This is a genomic window from Sphingomonas sp. M6A6_1c (assembly GCF_053345135.1).
In genome coordinates this window covers 252010-266289 of the sequence record NZ_JBKEZO010000002.1, presented here as the reverse complement: position 1 = coordinate 266289, position 14280 = coordinate 252010, and the positions used below count along the sequence as shown (strand labels likewise).

At 70.0% G+C, this 14280-nt stretch carries 14 protein-coding genes; 8 read left to right on the top strand and 6 right to left on the bottom strand.

What is annotated here, in order from left to right; all coding sequences use genetic code 11:
- Positions 1-10 precede the first annotated feature (10 nt).
- Positions 11-1096, top strand: coding sequence for an L-glyceraldehyde 3-phosphate reductase (gene mgrA, locus ACLBWH_RS04285; RefSeq protein ID WP_447797016.1), 1086 nt, complete (start codon positions 11-13; stop codon positions 1094-1096).
- Between the two features lie 7 nt (positions 1097-1103).
- Here mgrA and ACLBWH_RS04280 read toward each other — a convergent pair whose 3' ends face one another.
- The 3 genes from ACLBWH_RS04280 to ACLBWH_RS04270 form a co-directional block, all read right to left on the bottom strand.
- Positions 1104-1442 carry a hypothetical protein gene (locus ACLBWH_RS04280; protein WP_322847525.1) on the bottom strand — a complete coding sequence of 113 codons (339 nt, stop codon included), beginning with the start codon at positions 1440-1442 and terminating at the stop codon, positions 1104-1106.
- Positions 1443-1773: 331 nt separating this feature from the next.
- Positions 1774-2916, bottom strand: coding sequence for an FMN-dependent L-lactate dehydrogenase LldD (gene lldD, locus ACLBWH_RS04275; RefSeq protein ID WP_447797014.1), 1143 nt, complete (start codon positions 2914-2916; stop codon positions 1774-1776).
- A gap of 501 nt (positions 2917-3417) precedes the next feature.
- On the bottom strand, positions 3418-3963 hold the full coding sequence (locus tag ACLBWH_RS04270) for a DUF2076 domain-containing protein (RefSeq protein ID WP_447797012.1): 546 nt from the start codon (positions 3961-3963) through the stop codon (positions 3418-3420).
- A gap of 191 nt (positions 3964-4154) precedes the next feature.
- Here ACLBWH_RS04270 and ACLBWH_RS04265 point away from each other — a divergent pair, with 191 nt between their 5' ends.
- Positions 4155-4811: a sulfite oxidase-like oxidoreductase gene (locus ACLBWH_RS04265; protein WP_447797010.1), complete on the top strand. Its 657-nt coding sequence runs from the start codon at positions 4155-4157 to the stop codon at positions 4809-4811.
- Positions 4812-4817: 6 nt separating this feature from the next.
- On the opposite strand, the gene ACLBWH_RS04260 is transcribed toward ACLBWH_RS04265, so the two are convergent.
- Positions 4818-5606 (bottom strand): metallophosphoesterase, encoded by a 789-nt coding sequence (locus ACLBWH_RS04260; protein WP_447797009.1) that lies wholly within the window; start codon positions 5604-5606, stop codon positions 4818-4820.
- Positions 5603-6409, bottom strand: coding sequence for a hypothetical protein (locus tag ACLBWH_RS04255; RefSeq protein WP_447797007.1), 807 nt, complete (start codon positions 6407-6409; stop codon positions 5603-5605). Before ACLBWH_RS04255 ends, ACLBWH_RS04260 begins: the two co-directional genes overlap by 4 nt.
- 131 nt (positions 6410-6540) lie before the next feature.
- On the opposite strand from ACLBWH_RS04255, the gene ACLBWH_RS04250 reads away from it, so the two are divergent.
- A complete protein-coding gene (locus tag ACLBWH_RS04250) occupies positions 6541-7614 on the top strand; it encodes an aldose epimerase family protein (protein WP_447797005.1) in 1074 nt (357 codons plus the stop codon).
- Here ACLBWH_RS04250 and ACLBWH_RS04245 read toward each other — a convergent pair.
- Positions 7601-8869 carry an MFS transporter gene (locus ACLBWH_RS04245; RefSeq protein WP_447797003.1) on the bottom strand — a complete coding sequence of 423 codons (1269 nt, stop codon included), beginning with the start codon at positions 8867-8869 and terminating at the stop codon, positions 7601-7603. The two genes, ACLBWH_RS04250 and ACLBWH_RS04245, sit on opposite strands and share 14 nt — an antisense overlap.
- 282 nt (positions 8870-9151) lie before the next feature.
- On the opposite strand from ACLBWH_RS04245, the gene ACLBWH_RS04240 reads away from it, so the two are divergent.
- From ACLBWH_RS04240 to ACLBWH_RS04220, 5 genes are all read left to right on the top strand, one after another.
- Positions 9152-11446 (top strand): chemotaxis protein CheA, encoded by a 2295-nt coding sequence (locus ACLBWH_RS04240; protein WP_447797001.1) that lies wholly within the window; start codon positions 9152-9154, stop codon positions 11444-11446.
- Positions 11446-11871, top strand: a complete 426-nt coding sequence (locus ACLBWH_RS04235; RefSeq protein WP_322847534.1) for a chemotaxis protein CheW — start codon at positions 11446-11448, stop codon at positions 11869-11871. Before ACLBWH_RS04240 ends, ACLBWH_RS04235 begins: the two co-directional genes overlap by 1 nt.
- 65 nt (positions 11872-11936) lie before the next feature.
- Entirely contained in the window at positions 11937-12302 is a 366-nt protein-coding gene (locus ACLBWH_RS04230) for a response regulator (RefSeq protein WP_038660946.1), read from the top strand.
- A 17-nt stretch (positions 12303-12319) separates the two neighbouring features.
- The gene (cheB, locus tag ACLBWH_RS04225; RefSeq protein WP_447796999.1) at positions 12320-13426 is read left to right on the top strand and encodes a chemotaxis-specific protein-glutamate methyltransferase CheB; all 1107 of its coding nucleotides are present in this window, start codon (positions 12320-12322) and stop codon (positions 13424-13426) included.
- Entirely contained in the window at positions 13423-14280 is an 858-nt protein-coding gene (locus ACLBWH_RS04220) for a CheR family methyltransferase (RefSeq protein WP_447796997.1), read from the top strand. Before cheB ends, ACLBWH_RS04220 begins: the two co-directional genes overlap by 4 nt.

The window sequence follows — 14280 nt, the reverse complement described above, 5'->3', positions numbered from 1 at the left end:
AGGATTTTCCATGGCCTTTCCCGAACCTTATACCGCCGCTGCCGGTCGCTACGATGCCGGCATGTCCTATCGCCGCACCGGCCGCAGCGGCCTGCGCCTGCCGGCGATCAGCCTGGGACTGTGGCAGAATTTCGGCGGGACCGACGTCTTCGAGACCGGCCGCGCGGTGCTGCGCCGCGCCTTCGACCGCGGCGTCACCCATTTCGACCTCGCCAACAATTACGGCCCGCCCTACGGATCGGCGGAGGAGAATTTCGGCCGCGTGCTGGCGACCGACTTCAGGGCGCATCGCGACGAGCTGATCCTGTCGACCAAGGCGGGGTGGGACATGTGGCCCGGCCCCTATGGCGATATCGGCTCCTCGAAAAAGTATCTGATCGCCAGTTGCGACCAGAGCCTCAAGCGCATGGGCGTCGATTACGTCGACATCTTCTATTCGCACCGCGTCGATCCGGCGACGCCGCTGGAGGAGACGATGGGCGCGCTGGTGCAGCTCCACCGCCAGGGCAAGGCGCTGTACGTCGGCATATCCTCCTACGAACCGGGTCTGACCCGGCAGGCGGCGGCGATCCTCGCCGAGGAGAAGGTGCCGCTGTTCATCCACCAGCCGAGCTATTCGATTCTCAACCGCTGGATCGAACGCGAGCTGCTCGCGACGCTAAACGACCTGGGTACCGGCTGCATCGCCTTCTCGCCGCTCGCACAAGGTATGCTCACCGCAAAATACCTCGATGGCGTACCCGCCGATGCGCGGGCCAGCCGCGAGGGTTCGCTGTCGCAGACGTTGCTTACGGAGGCGAATGTGGCGGCGATCCGCACCCTCGAAGGGATCGCGCGCGAGCGCGGCCAGACGCTCGCACAGATGGCGATCGCCTGGGTGCTGCGCGATCCCCGCGTCACCTCCGCGCTGATCGGCGCGCGGTCGGTCGCGCAGCTCGACGATTCGCTCGACGCGCTGAACAATCAGGCGTTTTCCGAGGACGAGCTCGCCGCGATCGATGCCGCCGCTGCGGATGGCGGGATCAACATCTGGTCGGATTCGTCGGACATCGCCGACCTGCCTGCGCGGCAGGGCGTGCCGCTCGCATCGCGCTAGCCTGCGGTCAGCGCTGCTTCTTGGTGATGGTCGCGGTGAAGTCCGGGTCCTTGTTCGCCACCCAGTCGACGAACTTGCGCGTCGCCGGGTCGGCGAGAAGCCCCTCGGCGTTCATGCCGTGGCGTTGTAGCTCGGAATTGGTGAAATTGGCGGTCACCGTCTGCTGGCAGATCGGGTGCATCGGCACGACGTCACGGCCGCCACGGCTCTTGGGAACGGGATGGTGCCAGACGATCGTCTTGCCCGTCGGCCGGCCGCACAGCCAGCACGGCGGCACCGGTGCGGCTGCCTCCTCCTCGGTCGGGAGGTCGTCGTCATACCGGTATTTGCCGTGCTTGCGGGCCATGCGTCTGCCTCGATCGTGCGCCCGCGCCGGGCGATGTCGCACGCACCGCTACACCAGCGTGCGACCGGGGCCGAGCAGGAAGTGACGGCGCCCGGCCGAAAGCTCAGCGCGCGACAGGCGTCGCGCACCATCTCGCCAAGGAGAGCGTCACCAGCGCCGAGAAGGACACCGAGCCGGCCAGCGCAACGACGATCTGGGTGGTCATCACCGGGCTCCTGTTCTCACGATCTGTACGACACCCAACCCCCGACCGTCCCATTCGGGTGCAGATCGCCGGTTCGACCGCCGCGTATTTCGCCCGATCGCTACAGGGCCGGCCCGACCGAAGGCGTCATCGCACCAGCGCACTGGCATCGAGCCGCGCGATCGTCGTCCGGCCGGTCAGCGCCATCGCGACGCGCATCTCCGCCTCGACCAATTGCAGCATGTGGGTGATGCCCTGTTCGCCCGCCGCGGCGAGCGCATAGACCCAGGCGCGGCCGAGCAGCACGCCGTGCGCGCCGAGCGCCAGCATCCGCACCACGTCCAGCCCGGAGCGCACGCCGCCATCCGCCAGCACCGTCAGTCGGTCGCGCACCGCGTCGGCGATCACCGGCAGCGCGGCGGCGGTCGACGGCACGCCGTCGAGCTGGCGCCCGCCGTGATTGGAGACGACGATGCCGTCCGCGCCCAGGGTCGCCGCGGCCCGCGCATCCTCGACGTCGAGAATGCCCTTGATGATGAGCGGTCCATCCCAGCTCTCACGGATGAATTCGAGGTCGCGCCACGACACGGTCGGATCGAAATTGTCGCGCATCCAGGCGAAGAAATCTTCGAGGCCGGTGTTCTTGCCGAGCACCGGCGCGACGTTGCCGAGCTGATGCGGCCGCCCGCGCACGCCGACGTCATAGGCCCAGCGCGGGCGCATCAACGCCTGCGCGGTGCGCCGCGCCGCGCCGCGCAAGCCCGACGCGCCGGCCAGTCCGGAGCGATAATCACGGTAGCGCGATCCCGGCACCGGCATGTCGACGGTGAAGACCAGCGCCGAACAGCCCGCATCGCGCGCCTGCGCCATCAGCTCGCGCATGAAGCCGCGGTCGCGGATCATGTAGAGCTGGAACCAGAAGGGTGCGTCGGTCGCCGCCGCGACCTCGCCGATCGGGCAGGCGGACACTGTCGACAGGCAGAAGGGGATGCCGGCCTTGTGCGCGGCGCGCGCCGCCTGCACCTCGCCGCGGCGCGCGTTGAGGCCGGCAAGCCCGATCGGTGCCAAAGCGATCGGCAGCGCCTGCGACCGGCCGAACAGGGTGGTCGAAAGGTCGAGCATCGAAACGTCGGTCAGCACGCGCTGGCGCAACGCGATCGCCTCCAGATCGGCGATGTTCCGGCGCAGCGTCACCTCGGCATACGAGCCGCCGTCGATATATTCGAACAGGAAATGCGGCAGCCGCCGACGGGCGAGGTCGCGGAAATCGAGCGTGGAGGCGGCTTTCATGGCATGGACTTCTCTGGCGGCGACCGCGGCGGAACGCGGCGGTCACGGTGTATCGCAGGACCCCGTCCGCGCCGGCTTTACGGCACCGATGCCATGACGCCGCGGAGCGAAACGTGAACCCACCAGATCGTCCATCGCCGAAGATTTTGAAAGCACGTTTTTATCAGGGCCGATCGACGGGTATCGGCGCCGCGACCGCGACACCTTCGCTCCGCCACCCCGGGTCCAGCCCGGAGCTATCGCATATGACCATTGGGGTGTTGCAACGGCTTTCCCATCCCCGTCATGCCGGACTCGATCCGGCATCCCGCTTCTTCGCACCGTCCAAAGAAGCGGGACCCCGGCGCAAGGCCGGGGTGACGGAGCGGCTTTGGAAACCCGTCCGGATTACACAAACGCCCATATGCGATAGCCCAGGGGGCGAGCCCAGGGCGACGAAAGAGCGACGCTTCGGCGACCTTCATCCGCGGCGCGGACCGGGCGGAGATCCCGTGCCGGCACCTACCAGTCGCTGCTGTCGTTGCCATCGTCGTCGTCACCGTAATTGTTGACGACGACATTCTCTTCCGGCGCGCCGAGGAAGCCCTGGCCGCCGCCGCCGAAGCCACCGTTGTGGTGGCCGCCGAACAGGTCGGAGAGCCCGCTGAACAGCATCTCGCCGCCGGCGACGCCGGCCGCGGTGGTGCCGGCCGATCGCAGGAAGCTGCCGAGGCCGCCGCCGCCCGACAGAATGCCGGGCCGTGCCTCCGGTGCCGGGGGCGCATAAGCGGGTTGCGATCCGCCCCATGGGCCGCGGTCGGTCGGCAAGAAGCTGGGCGATGGCGCCGGTGGGGCGAGTTGCCGCTCCAGCTCCGCGATCCGTGCCTGCGCGGCGTGCAGCGACTGGTCCGCCACGATCGCATGCTGGACCAGCACGTAGCTCGCGTCCGGGTTGGCGGCGAGCGCCTGCCGGATCAGCGTATCCGCCTCATTGTCCTTGGCGACGGCGCGCGCCGCGACCAGTTCGTTGAGGAAGTTCGTCAGAAGGGTGCGTTCGTCGGGTGTCATGCTTCGTCCTCGCGGTGAACGACCGCGAAGATCGGTCGCCGCCCCGCGACGTTCAACCGCGTCGCAGCCCCGCCGCACCATCGTGACGCGGATTTCATCTGGTCTTCAGGAACGCCCCGAGGGCGCAAGGCGTCGTCGCGCTTGCCTTCGCAGGCGATGATGCGGGATGATGCGGCTCAACGGAGATCGACATGACCGACGATGCGACGCCGCCCGACAGCAAGCTGACCCGCTCGAAGCAGCGCTGGGCGAGCGAGCACAAATTCCTGACCGGCCATGACGCGCGGCCCGAGGACGAGCGGTTGCCGCCGGGCCAGCATCTGGTGCGCGACTGGCCGGTGCTCGATCTCGGGCGCCAGCCGGATATCGCCACCGACCGGTGGGAGCTGCGCATCGGCGGGCTGGTCGAGCAGCCGGTGACGCTCGACTGGGCGGCGTTCATGGCGCTGCCGCAGACGCGCAGCCGGTCGGACATCCACTGCGTCACGACCTGGTCGCGCTACGACAACGATTGGGCGGGCGTAGCCACGCGCGACCTGCTCGACGTGGTGCAGCCGACCGCCGCGGCGACGTTCGTCAAGCTGCACGGCTATGACGGCTACACCACCAACCTGCCGCTCGCCGATTTCGCGGCGGAGCAGGCGATGGTGGCGCATAGCTGGGACGGCGCACCGCTGACGCGTGCGCACGGCGGCCCGGCGCGGCTGCTCGTCCCGCATCTCTATCTGTGGAAAAGCGCCAAATGGTTGCGCGGTATCGACATCCTCGCCGCCGATGCGCCCGGTTTCTGGGAGGTCAACGGCTATCACATGCGCGGCGATCCCTGGACGGAGGAACGCTATTCGTAAGCCCGGTCAGCGTGGGGCGGTGTCGTCGACCGCCTGGATGATCTCGGCGCGATCCTCGCACAGATGCAAGGCGGTGAGCACGCCAGTCTTATAGGCACCGGTATCGATGCCGATGCGGTGCGGCATTATAGTCGGGCGGTCGCTGGTCCAGGTGTGGCCGTGGACGATCACCGCGGCGGCGGGTTTCGGGTGGTCAAGGAATCCCTCGCGAATCCAGAGCAGATCGTCGCGGCGCTGCGCGTGGAGCGCGACGCCGGGCACGACGCCGGCATGGACGAAGGCATAATCGCCGATCTCGATCAGCAGTTCGAGGCGAAGCAGCAGATGATAATGCGAGGTCGGCATCGCATCGAGCAGGCTGTCGCGCAGCGCGGTCAGCGCCGCCGGCCGTTCCAGCTCGGCCGGCTCGGGCATATCGATGCCGTAGGAGCGCACGGTCGCGGCGCCGCCGACCGCCAGCCACCGGCCGTGGTCGGTCGGCTGTTCGAGGAAGTCGCGCAGCATCGCCTCGTGATTGCCTTCGAGCAGCCGCGCCTCGACCGCGGTCGAGCGCAGCAGCCAGGTCAGCGCGGCGAGCACCTCGGCGGACGCCGGCCCGCGATCGACATAATCGCCGCACAGCACCAGCAGCGGCGTCACGCCCGGATAGCGTTCCGCCGCATCGCGATTGATCTCGGCGAGCAGCGCCCGCAGCAAATCGTAGCGGCCGTGGACATCGCCGATCGCGTAGAGCGGCTGTTCCCCGGCGCGGACGCCGTCCGCCGGCGCAAGCCGCTCGCGCCGGAAGCCGATCATTGCAGCGCCACGCGATCCTCCGCCGGCGCATCCTCGGCGAACACGCGCAGGTCGGCGGCGATCATGCCGTAGATGCGCAACGCCTCGCGGGGCCGGCGGACGGCGACGCGGCGGGCGCGCAGCCATTCGTCGCGATAGTCGCGCAGCGTGCCCGCGCGGACCTGCGCCATCGTCGCCTGGTCGTAGGCGACGGCGACGGTACGTTCCGCGCTGCGCAATTGCGGCGCGAGGCAGCTCGCCTCGTCGAAACAGGCGCTGCGCGTCGGTGCGGTGGCCAGCACGGCGGCATGGTCGGGCGCATAGCTCGGCCGTTCGACGGGGCGCGCGACCGGGCGCGGCGGCGCCTCCGCGACGATATCCCGCGTCGACACGTAAGGACGCGGCTCGGGGGCCGCGGGCGTCACCGGTGCGTCGTCCGCGACGGCGGTGGGCGAGGGCGGCAGCGACGGGGTAGCGTCGGCGATCTGGACCGGCTGCGGCGCGACCGCGGGCACGGCGGCCGGTTGCGGTAGGAGTTGCGGCCGCTTGGTCGCGATCCGCTTCGCCGGCGCCGCGGCCGGTGCCTCCATCACGTTGCTGCCGCCGACGATCCCCGCGGTCAGCATCGTCACCACGCCGCCGGCGGCAAGCATCGCCAGCCACGGACGGCGCCTGCGACGCAGCCGTTCCGGATGGGCGAGCACCGGCAGTGCCGCGGGCGCGCTGCGCAATTCCCGCCCGAAGATCGCGGCCATATCGTCGGCCACGCCCTTGATCTTGGGCATCGCCTGCGGCCCGGTTGCTGGCAGATCGGAATCAATCATGATGGCGATATTAAGCATAAGCGCTGAACCTTGGCTGTATCCGATGTTCAACAATCGTTTCGCATCGGCGCGCGACGCATCCTGAAAAGAGGCTCGCGCCGATGGAAGCGCTGCCATAGAACGGCCGGGTGATGCTTCTCCCGCTCCTCGCCGCCACCGCCGCGCCGATCCCGGCCGATCCGACGATCACGCTGCGCAACGGCGGGGGCATGGCGGTTCGCCTGATCCCGCAGGGTGCGATCGTGACCGCGATCGAGGTGCCCGACCGCAACGGCCGCGTCGCCAATGTCGTGCTCGGCTATCCTAAAGCTGCGGACTATCGGACCAAGATCCGCAAGAACGGCTTCGGCGCGACGATCGGGCGCTATGCCGGGCGGATCGCCGGCGCGCGCTTCGCGATCGACGGCCGGCCGGTGACGCTGGTCGCCAACGACGGTGCCAATGCGCTGCACGGCGGCGGCCCGTTCGGCTTCGACACATCGGACTGGCAAGTGCGCCACCGGTCCGGCGGCGACCGCGCGACCTTCACCTTGGTCAGCCCGGACGGCTTCCAGAACTTTCCGGGCCGCCTGACGGTGACGGTGCGCTATCGGCTGTCCGCCGACAACGCGCTGCACATCGATTATCGCGCGCGCACCACAAAGCCGACCGCGGTGAACATCACCAACCACAGCTATTTCAACCTCGCCGGCGAGGGCAGCGGCAGCGTGTTCGGCCAGTGGCTGCAATTGCGGGCGGACCGCGCGATCGTCACCGACGCGGGCGGCATCCCGACCGGGCGGCTGGCGCCGGTAGCGGACACGCCGATGGATTTCCGCTGCCCGCGGCGCATCGGCGAGCGGATCGCCAGCCCGGAACTCAAGGGCCGCGGCTACAATCACGCCTGGCTGTTCGACAAGCCCGTCGGCACGCTCGCGCCGGTGGCGCGGCTGATCGACCCGGCATCGGGCCGGACGCTGACGATCGAGACGACGGAGCCGTCGGTGCAGGTCTATACCGGCGGCTATATCGACGGCAGCGACGCCGGTCCGAGCGGCCACGTCTATCAGCCCGGCGACGGCGTCGCGCTGGAGATGCAGCACGTCTCCGACAGCCCGCACCAGCCGCAATTCCCGACGACGATCCTGCGCCCCGGCCAGACCTATCGGCAGACGACGATCTGGCGGTTCGGCACCGACGGCACCGCGGCGCCTAGCTGCCGCTGACCGCGTTCCGGCGGCCCACGCGCAGGCCCGCGGCCGGCGCCCCGCGCTGCCGGCAGGCGAGCGCCAGCGCGACGCATGTCGCCGCCAGCGTCGCCAGCGCCGCGACGATCAGCAGCGACGGCGGCGAGTGCGGATCGGCGAGCGTGTCGCGATAGGCGGAGGCGCCGAGCACGCGGCCCAGCAGCAGCATCGCCGCCGCCTGCGCCAGTTTCGACACGCAGGTGAAGACGCCGACATAGCCGGTCGCGCCGCCCGCCGCGGCGCGGCGCATCATCGCCGCCCACAGCATCAGCCACAGCCCGCTCGCCCCCGCGCCGAAGCCGAACCCGGCGAGGATCACCCCCGCCGCCGTGGCCCGCAGCGGACCGAGCAGGATCAGCGCCGCGAGCATCAGCACCAGCGCCGCCGCACCCAAGGCGCCGCTGGTCCGCACCCGGCGCCGGCAGGCGAGCCACGCCGGCTGGCTGACGAGCGCGCCGATCCCCGCCCACAGCAGCAGCCCGACGCCGCCCGCGGCATAAGCGGCGTAATAGGGCTCCAGCGTGCGGAACAGCGAACTCGCCGCCACCATCACCGCCAGCGCGGCGAGGATCGTCGCGAAGCGCAGCGCGACGCCGTCGTCGTCGCGCTGCGCCGGCCGCGCCGCAATCCCGATGATCGGCGATCGCGCCAGCCACCAGCCGGTCGCGCAGACCAGCGAAGACAGGATCGCCGCCCAGGTCAGCCACGGCAGGTCGGCATGGCCGTGGATCAGCAGCGGTCCGGCCAGGCCGCCCACCGCGATGCTCGCCAGACCCGAGGCGACGTTGCGCCGCGCGAGCAGCGTACAGCGCCCGTCCTCGTCGAGCGGCGCCAGCGCGACCATCGCATTCTGCGGCACGTCGATGAACGGATAGGCGAGGCGAAACGCCAGCAGCGTCGCCAGCGCCCACGACAGCCGCGCCTCCGCCCCGACCAGCGGCGTCGCGCAGAACGACAGGAAGAACAGGCAGGTCGCCGGCGTTGCGGCAAGCTGCAACCGCGCCGCGCCGGCGAGCCCGACCATCCGCCCGCGCCAGCGCATCCCCAGCGCCGCATCGACCACGCCGTTGAGCGCCAGCGTCGCCGCCATCACCCCGCTCATCGCCGCCGCGCTGAGCCCACAGGCTTCGGTGAGGAAGAAGCCGAACAGCAAGGTGCTGGCATGCCACAATTGGCTCTTCGCGAAATGCGCAAGCAGATAGGGCGAGAGCGCCGCCGCCACTGCCGGTCGCATCCGGCCATCACAAGGCGGTGTGGTCCCCATCCGCGCAAGGCTAGCCGGACTGTGTGTGCCTTTTGTGTAAGCGCCGGCGCATCGCATCGGTTCGGGCGAAACCTCCGCGCGACCTTTGCAAAACATCACTCGTGTTCCTGCTTTCGCAGGAACACTATGCTGATCCGCCGACATTGCGGACTTTCGAAGAGGCCTTGCCTCCGCGCCGGCTCGCCCACCCAGCAACTAAACGCCGCCTTAACCTGTCTCCCCGCATGAGCCTGTGCGAATTGCCGGGGACCCATGGACGACCTTTTACAGGAATTCATCGCCGAGACACGCGAGACGCTGGAGGCGCTTTCGGGGGAGATCGTCGCGTGGGAGGCGGCGCCGACCGACCGGGCGCGGCTCGATGCGATCTTCCGCTTCGTCCATACGGTGAAGGGCAGCTGCGGGTTTCTCGACCTGCCGCGGCTGGCGCGGCTCAGCCATGCCGCCGAGGACGTGCTCGCCGCGGTCCGTGACGGCAAGCGTGTTCCCGATACGCTGCTGGTCGATGCCGTGCTCGCGATCGTCGATCGCATCGGCGAGCTGGTCGAGGCGATCGATTCGGGTGCGGCCCTCGACGATTCCAGCGAGGAACTGCTGATCGCCGCGCTCGCCGAGGATGCGCGGCCCGTCGCGCAGGTCCAGCCCGCCGCGATGGTCCGCGCCAACAGCCGTTCGGTCCGTCTCAACGTCGATCTGCTCGACCGGATGATGAGCGGCATGTCGGAGATGGTGCTGGCGCGCAACGAACTCGCCCGCCGGCTGCGCGACGAACAGGTCGATCCGCTGGTCGAGGCGGCGCTGGAACGATTGTCGCTCACCGTCTCCGACATGCGCGACACCGTCACGCGCACGCGGATGCAGCGGATCGACGCGCTCTTCTCCGCGCTGCCGCGGATGGTGCGCGATACCGCGGGCGAACTCGGCAAGCTGGTCGCGTTGAGTATTGGCGGGGCGGATGTCGAACTCGATCGCGAGATGATCGAATTGATGCGCGATCCGCTGGTCCATATCATCCGCAACGCGGTCGATCACGGTATCGAGACGCCCGCCGAACGCCGTGCCGCGGGCAAGCCCGAAAACGGGCGGCTCATCGTCTCGGCGCGCCAGTCGGGCAACCAGATCCTGATCGAGATCGCCGATGACGGCCGTGGTATCGACGTCGACCGGCTCACCGCCAAGGCGCGCGCGCAGGGGCTGGTCACCGACGCCGCGCTTGCCGGCATGGACGCCGCGGCGCGGCTCGATCTCGTCTTCCACGCCGGCCTGTCGAGCCGCGACACCGTCACCGCCATTTCCGGCCGCGGCGTCGGCATGGACGTGGTGCGTTCCAACATCGAACATATCGGCGGGCGTATCCAGCTCGCCAGCCGGCCGGGGCAGGGGCTGACGATCGTCATCGCGGTGCCGCTGACGCTGTCGATCATGTCGACGATCGTCGTCGGCGTCGGCGACCAAAGGTTCGCGATTGCGCGCCAGTCGGTCGACGAGATCCTGCGCGTGCGCGGCGACGCGGTGCGGATCGACACCATCGGCGATGCCGAGGTGGCGACGGTGCGCGGCCGGCGGCTGCCGCTCGTGTCGCTCGGCCGACTGCTCGGCATCGGCGACGGCGGCGAGACGACGCTGGCGATCGTCTCCACCCGCGACGGCGATTACGCGCTGGCGATCGATCACGTCATCGATACCGAGGAATTGGTGGTGAAGCCCGCCGCGCCGGCGGTGATGGCGACCGGCGTCTACGCCGGCCATACGTTGCCCGATTCGGGGCTGCCGATGCTGTTGCTCGACGCATCGGGCATCGCCGTCGTCGCCGGGCTCCGCTTCCTGCGCGGCCTCGCCGGCGAGGAGGACGCTGCGGTCGCCGCGCCGGCGCCGGGCGTGCTCGCGCTGATGTTCGAGGACCTCGACGGGCAGCGCCGCGTGCTGCCGATCGCCGCGATCGACCGCGTCGAGCCGGTCTCGGCGGACGCTATCCGCCGCACCGGTGGCCAGTTGCGGCTGGCGATCGGCGGCAGCCTGGTGCCGCTCTATTCCGCCGCGCCGATCGGCGATCGCCGCGACGTGCCCGTGCTCCGCCTCACCGACGGCGTCACCGAGATCGCCTATGCGATCCACGAACCGGTCGAGATCGTCCAACTGCCGACCGAGATCGCGCCCGCGCGCGGCACCGGGCCGGTCGCCGGGGTGGTGATCATCGATGGCGAACAGGTCGAATTGCTCGACGCGCATGCGTTGTTCGCCGGCGAGCTGCGGCCGTCCGCCAGCGACCGATTGTGCTGGCTGCAACCGGATGCCGGCGGCTGGATGGAGACGTTTCTGCGGCCGATGCTGGAGGCGCTCGGCTATCGCTGCGTGATGCAGCCGCCACCGGACGGGCCCGCCGATGTCGCGTTCGTCATGAACGATGCCGCGATCGCCCCCGCCGACGCGCGCAACGTCGTGCGGCTGCGGCAGGAGCGTCACGACGTCGGCGATCCCGCCAGCATCTATCGCTACGACCGACCGGCGCTGCTCGACGCGCTGGCGCATGCCGTGGGAGGCCGCTGATGGGCTTGTTCTTGATCGCACATATCGCCGGCCGCGGCGTCGCCATCGAGACCAGCCAGGTCGATTCGGTGGTCGACATTGCCGAGATCGTCGCGGTGCCCCGCGCGGAGGCCGCGGTGCGCGGGCTGGTCGCGTTGCGCAGCCGGGTGGTCACCGTCATCGACACCGGCACCGCGCTCGGCCTCGACCCGACGCCCGATTCGGCGCGGCGCGCGGTGATCACGCGGATCGACGGCCATCATTATGCGATCCTGGTCGACGAGCTGGAGGACGTGTCCGTCTTCGATCGCCAGCCGCTGTCCCCCGGCCTCGCGCTCGATCGCGGCTGGGCGGAGGTCGGCGTCGGGCTGGTCGAGCGCGACGGCGAACCGTTGCTGATCGTCGATCTCGCCGCCCTCGTCCCGCAACAGGTGCTGGCCGCTTAACGCGACGCTTACGCTTCGCTGCCATCATGCCAAGCAGCGATCATCGCTGGTAAAAAGGCTTATCCATGAAGACGTGCCTCGTAGTCGACGATTCGAAGGTGATCCGGAAGGTCGCGCGCCACATTTTGGAGACGCTCGATTTCACCGTGGCGGAGGCGTGCGACGGCCGCGAGGCGCTGGACGCCTGCCTGGCGTCGCCGCCCGATGTGATCCTGCTCGACTGGAACATGCCGGTGATGAGCGGCATGGATTTCCTGCGCGCGCTGCGCGAGGCGCCGATCGCCTCGCGCCCCAAGGTGGTGTTCTGCACCACCGAGAACGGCATGGCCTATATCCGCGCCGCGATCGAGGCGGGGGCGGACGAATATGTGATGAAGCCGTTCGATCGCGACACGCTCGAATCGAAACTCCAGATCGTTGGCATGGCCTGACGGGCGGGAGCCCTGCCATGGCCACCGCCGTCCACCCCCTTCACCAGCCGGATGCCGCAGCGGGTCGCCGTGCGCCCGCGCGCGTGCTCATCGTCGACGATTCGGCGGTGGCGCGCGCGGTGATGGAGCGGATCATCGCCGCGACCGACCGTTATGTCGTGATCGCCAGCGTCAGCACCGCGTCCGCGGCGCTGGCGGTGCTAGCCCGCGAACGCGTCCAGTTCGTGCTGCTCGACGTGCAGATGCCCGGCGTCGACGGCCTCACCGCCTTGCCCGGCCTGATCGCGGCTGGGCAGGGGGCGAACGTGCTAGTTGTGTCCGGCCAGGCCGGCGAGGGCGCCGCGACCACGGTGCAGGCGCTGGCGCTCGGCGCGACCGACACCGTTTTCAAGCCGGCGAGCGGCGAGCGGCTGGGTCAGTTCGGCGAGATCCTCATCGACAAGCTCGATCGGCTCGCCAGCGTCGCCTGCGACGGCCGCCGGGCGCCCGCCGTGGTGCCGCTGCGCTCCGCCGCCACGCCGATGCCGCGTACCGCCCCCGCGGCCGACGAATATGACGTGATGGCGATCGGTGCGTCGACCGGCGGCATCCATGCGCTCAGCGCGCTGCTCGCGGAGCTTCCCGCGACCTTTCGCCTGCCGATCCTCATCACCCAGCACCTGCCGGCGTCGTTCATGCCCTATTTCGCCGCGCAGCTCGCGGTGATCGGCAACCGCCCGTGCGAGGTCGCGATCGACCGGCTGCGGTTGCGGCCCGGCCGGATCATCGTCGCGCCCGGCGACGCGCATATGCGCTGCGTCGCGCTCGGCGACGGATCGGCGGCGATCCGCCTGACCCACGATGCCGCCCCGAGCGGCTGCACGCCCTCGGTCGATCCGATGTTCGCCTCGATGGCGGAGGTGTTCGGCGCGCGCATGCTGGCGGTGGTGCTGAGCGGCATGGGCCGCGACGGGGCCGAGGGCGCGCGGCTGGTCCATCAGGCCGGCGGCTGCGTGCTGGTGCAGGATCAGGCGAGTTCGGTGATCTGGGGCATGCCGGGCGCGGTCGCCGACGGCGGCAGCGCCGATGCGGTGCTGCCCCCCGACGCGATCGGCCGCCTCGCCGCGGCCCGACGCCGGCCATGAACGCCGCGCCGCACCCCCCCGTTTCGCCCGGCGTCTCCCAGGTCGCGCTCAACGTCTTCAGCGCCTTGCTTGAGGCGCGTACCGGCCAGCAGATCGCCAGTTATCGTTCGTGGCGGATCGATACCGCGCTCAAGCCCTTGCTGCGCGAACGCCGGCTCGACACGCTCGACCAGCTCGTCACGCTGCTGCTCGACGGCAATGATGCGCGCGTCGGCGACCAGATCGTCAACGCCCTGGTCAATCAGGAGACCTCCTTCTTCCGCGACGCGCCGGTCTTCGATCTGGTGCTGGAGGCGGTCGCCGCGGCCGAGGCGGCGGGGCGCCGGCCGCGCATCTGGTGCGCGGGCTGTTCGACCGGGCAGGAGCCCTTGTCGCTGGCGATGCTGTTCGCCGAACGTGCCGAGGGCGGCGCAGCGGTGCCCGAAATCGTCGCCACCGACGTGTCGGAAGCCGCCTGCACCCGCGCCCGCGCCGGCCGCTACACGCAATTCGAGATCCAGCGCGGTCTGCCGATCCGGCGCATGGTCCGCTGGTTCCATGCCGACGGTACCGACTGGGTTGCCAAGCCCGAGCTGACCCGGCTGGTGACGGTGCGCCGCCACAATCTCGTCGCCGAACCGCCGCCGCCCGGTGCATTCGACGTGATCCTGTGCCGCAACGTGCTGCTCTACCTCTCGGCCGCGGCCAAAAGCGAGGTGTTCGCCCGCTTCGCGGCGGCGATCCGCCCGGGCGGCACACTGGCGCTCGGTGCGGGCGAGACGGTGATCGGCCAGACCGACGCCTTCCAGCCCAGCCGCCGGCTGCGCGGCCTCTACGAACGCACCGGCAAGGCCCCCCGCGCGGCGGCGGCCTGA

Excerpts from the sequence above, each read along its gene's own strand:
- mgrA (WP_447797016.1), top strand. The coding sequence starts at position 11 with ATGGCCTTTCCCGAACCTTATACCGCCGCTGCCGGTCGCTACGATGCC.
- ACLBWH_RS04280 (WP_322847525.1), bottom strand. The coding sequence starts at position 1,442 with ATGGCCCGCAAGCACGGCAAATACCGGTATGACGACGACCTCCCGACC.
- lldD (WP_447797014.1), bottom strand. The coding sequence starts at position 2,916 with ATGAAAGCCGCCTCCACGCTCGATTTCCGCGACCTCGCCCGTCGGCGG.
- ACLBWH_RS04270 (WP_447797012.1), bottom strand. The coding sequence starts at position 3,963 with ATGACACCCGACGAACGCACCCTTCTGACGAACTTCCTCAACGAACTG.
- ACLBWH_RS04265 (WP_447797010.1), top strand. The coding sequence starts at position 4,155 with ATGACCGACGATGCGACGCCGCCCGACAGCAAGCTGACCCGCTCGAAG.
- ACLBWH_RS04260 (WP_447797009.1), bottom strand. The coding sequence starts at position 5,606 with ATGATCGGCTTCCGGCGCGAGCGGCTTGCGCCGGCGGACGGCGTCCGC.
- ACLBWH_RS04255 (WP_447797007.1), bottom strand. The coding sequence starts at position 6,409 with ATGATTGATTCCGATCTGCCAGCAACCGGGCCGCAGGCGATGCCCAAG.
- ACLBWH_RS04250 (WP_447797005.1), top strand. The coding sequence starts at position 6,541 with ATGCTTCTCCCGCTCCTCGCCGCCACCGCCGCGCCGATCCCGGCCGAT.
- ACLBWH_RS04245 (WP_447797003.1), bottom strand. The coding sequence starts at position 8,869 with ATGCGACCGGCAGTGGCGGCGGCGCTCTCGCCCTATCTGCTTGCGCAT.
- ACLBWH_RS04240 (WP_447797001.1), top strand. The coding sequence starts at position 9,152 with ATGGACGACCTTTTACAGGAATTCATCGCCGAGACACGCGAGACGCTG.
- ACLBWH_RS04235 (WP_322847534.1), top strand. The coding sequence starts at position 11,446 with ATGGGCTTGTTCTTGATCGCACATATCGCCGGCCGCGGCGTCGCCATC.
- ACLBWH_RS04230 (WP_038660946.1), top strand. The coding sequence starts at position 11,937 with ATGAAGACGTGCCTCGTAGTCGACGATTCGAAGGTGATCCGGAAGGTC.
- cheB (WP_447796999.1), top strand. The coding sequence starts at position 12,320 with ATGGCCACCGCCGTCCACCCCCTTCACCAGCCGGATGCCGCAGCGGGT.
- ACLBWH_RS04220 (WP_447796997.1), top strand. The coding sequence starts at position 13,423 with ATGAACGCCGCGCCGCACCCCCCCGTTTCGCCCGGCGTCTCCCAGGTC.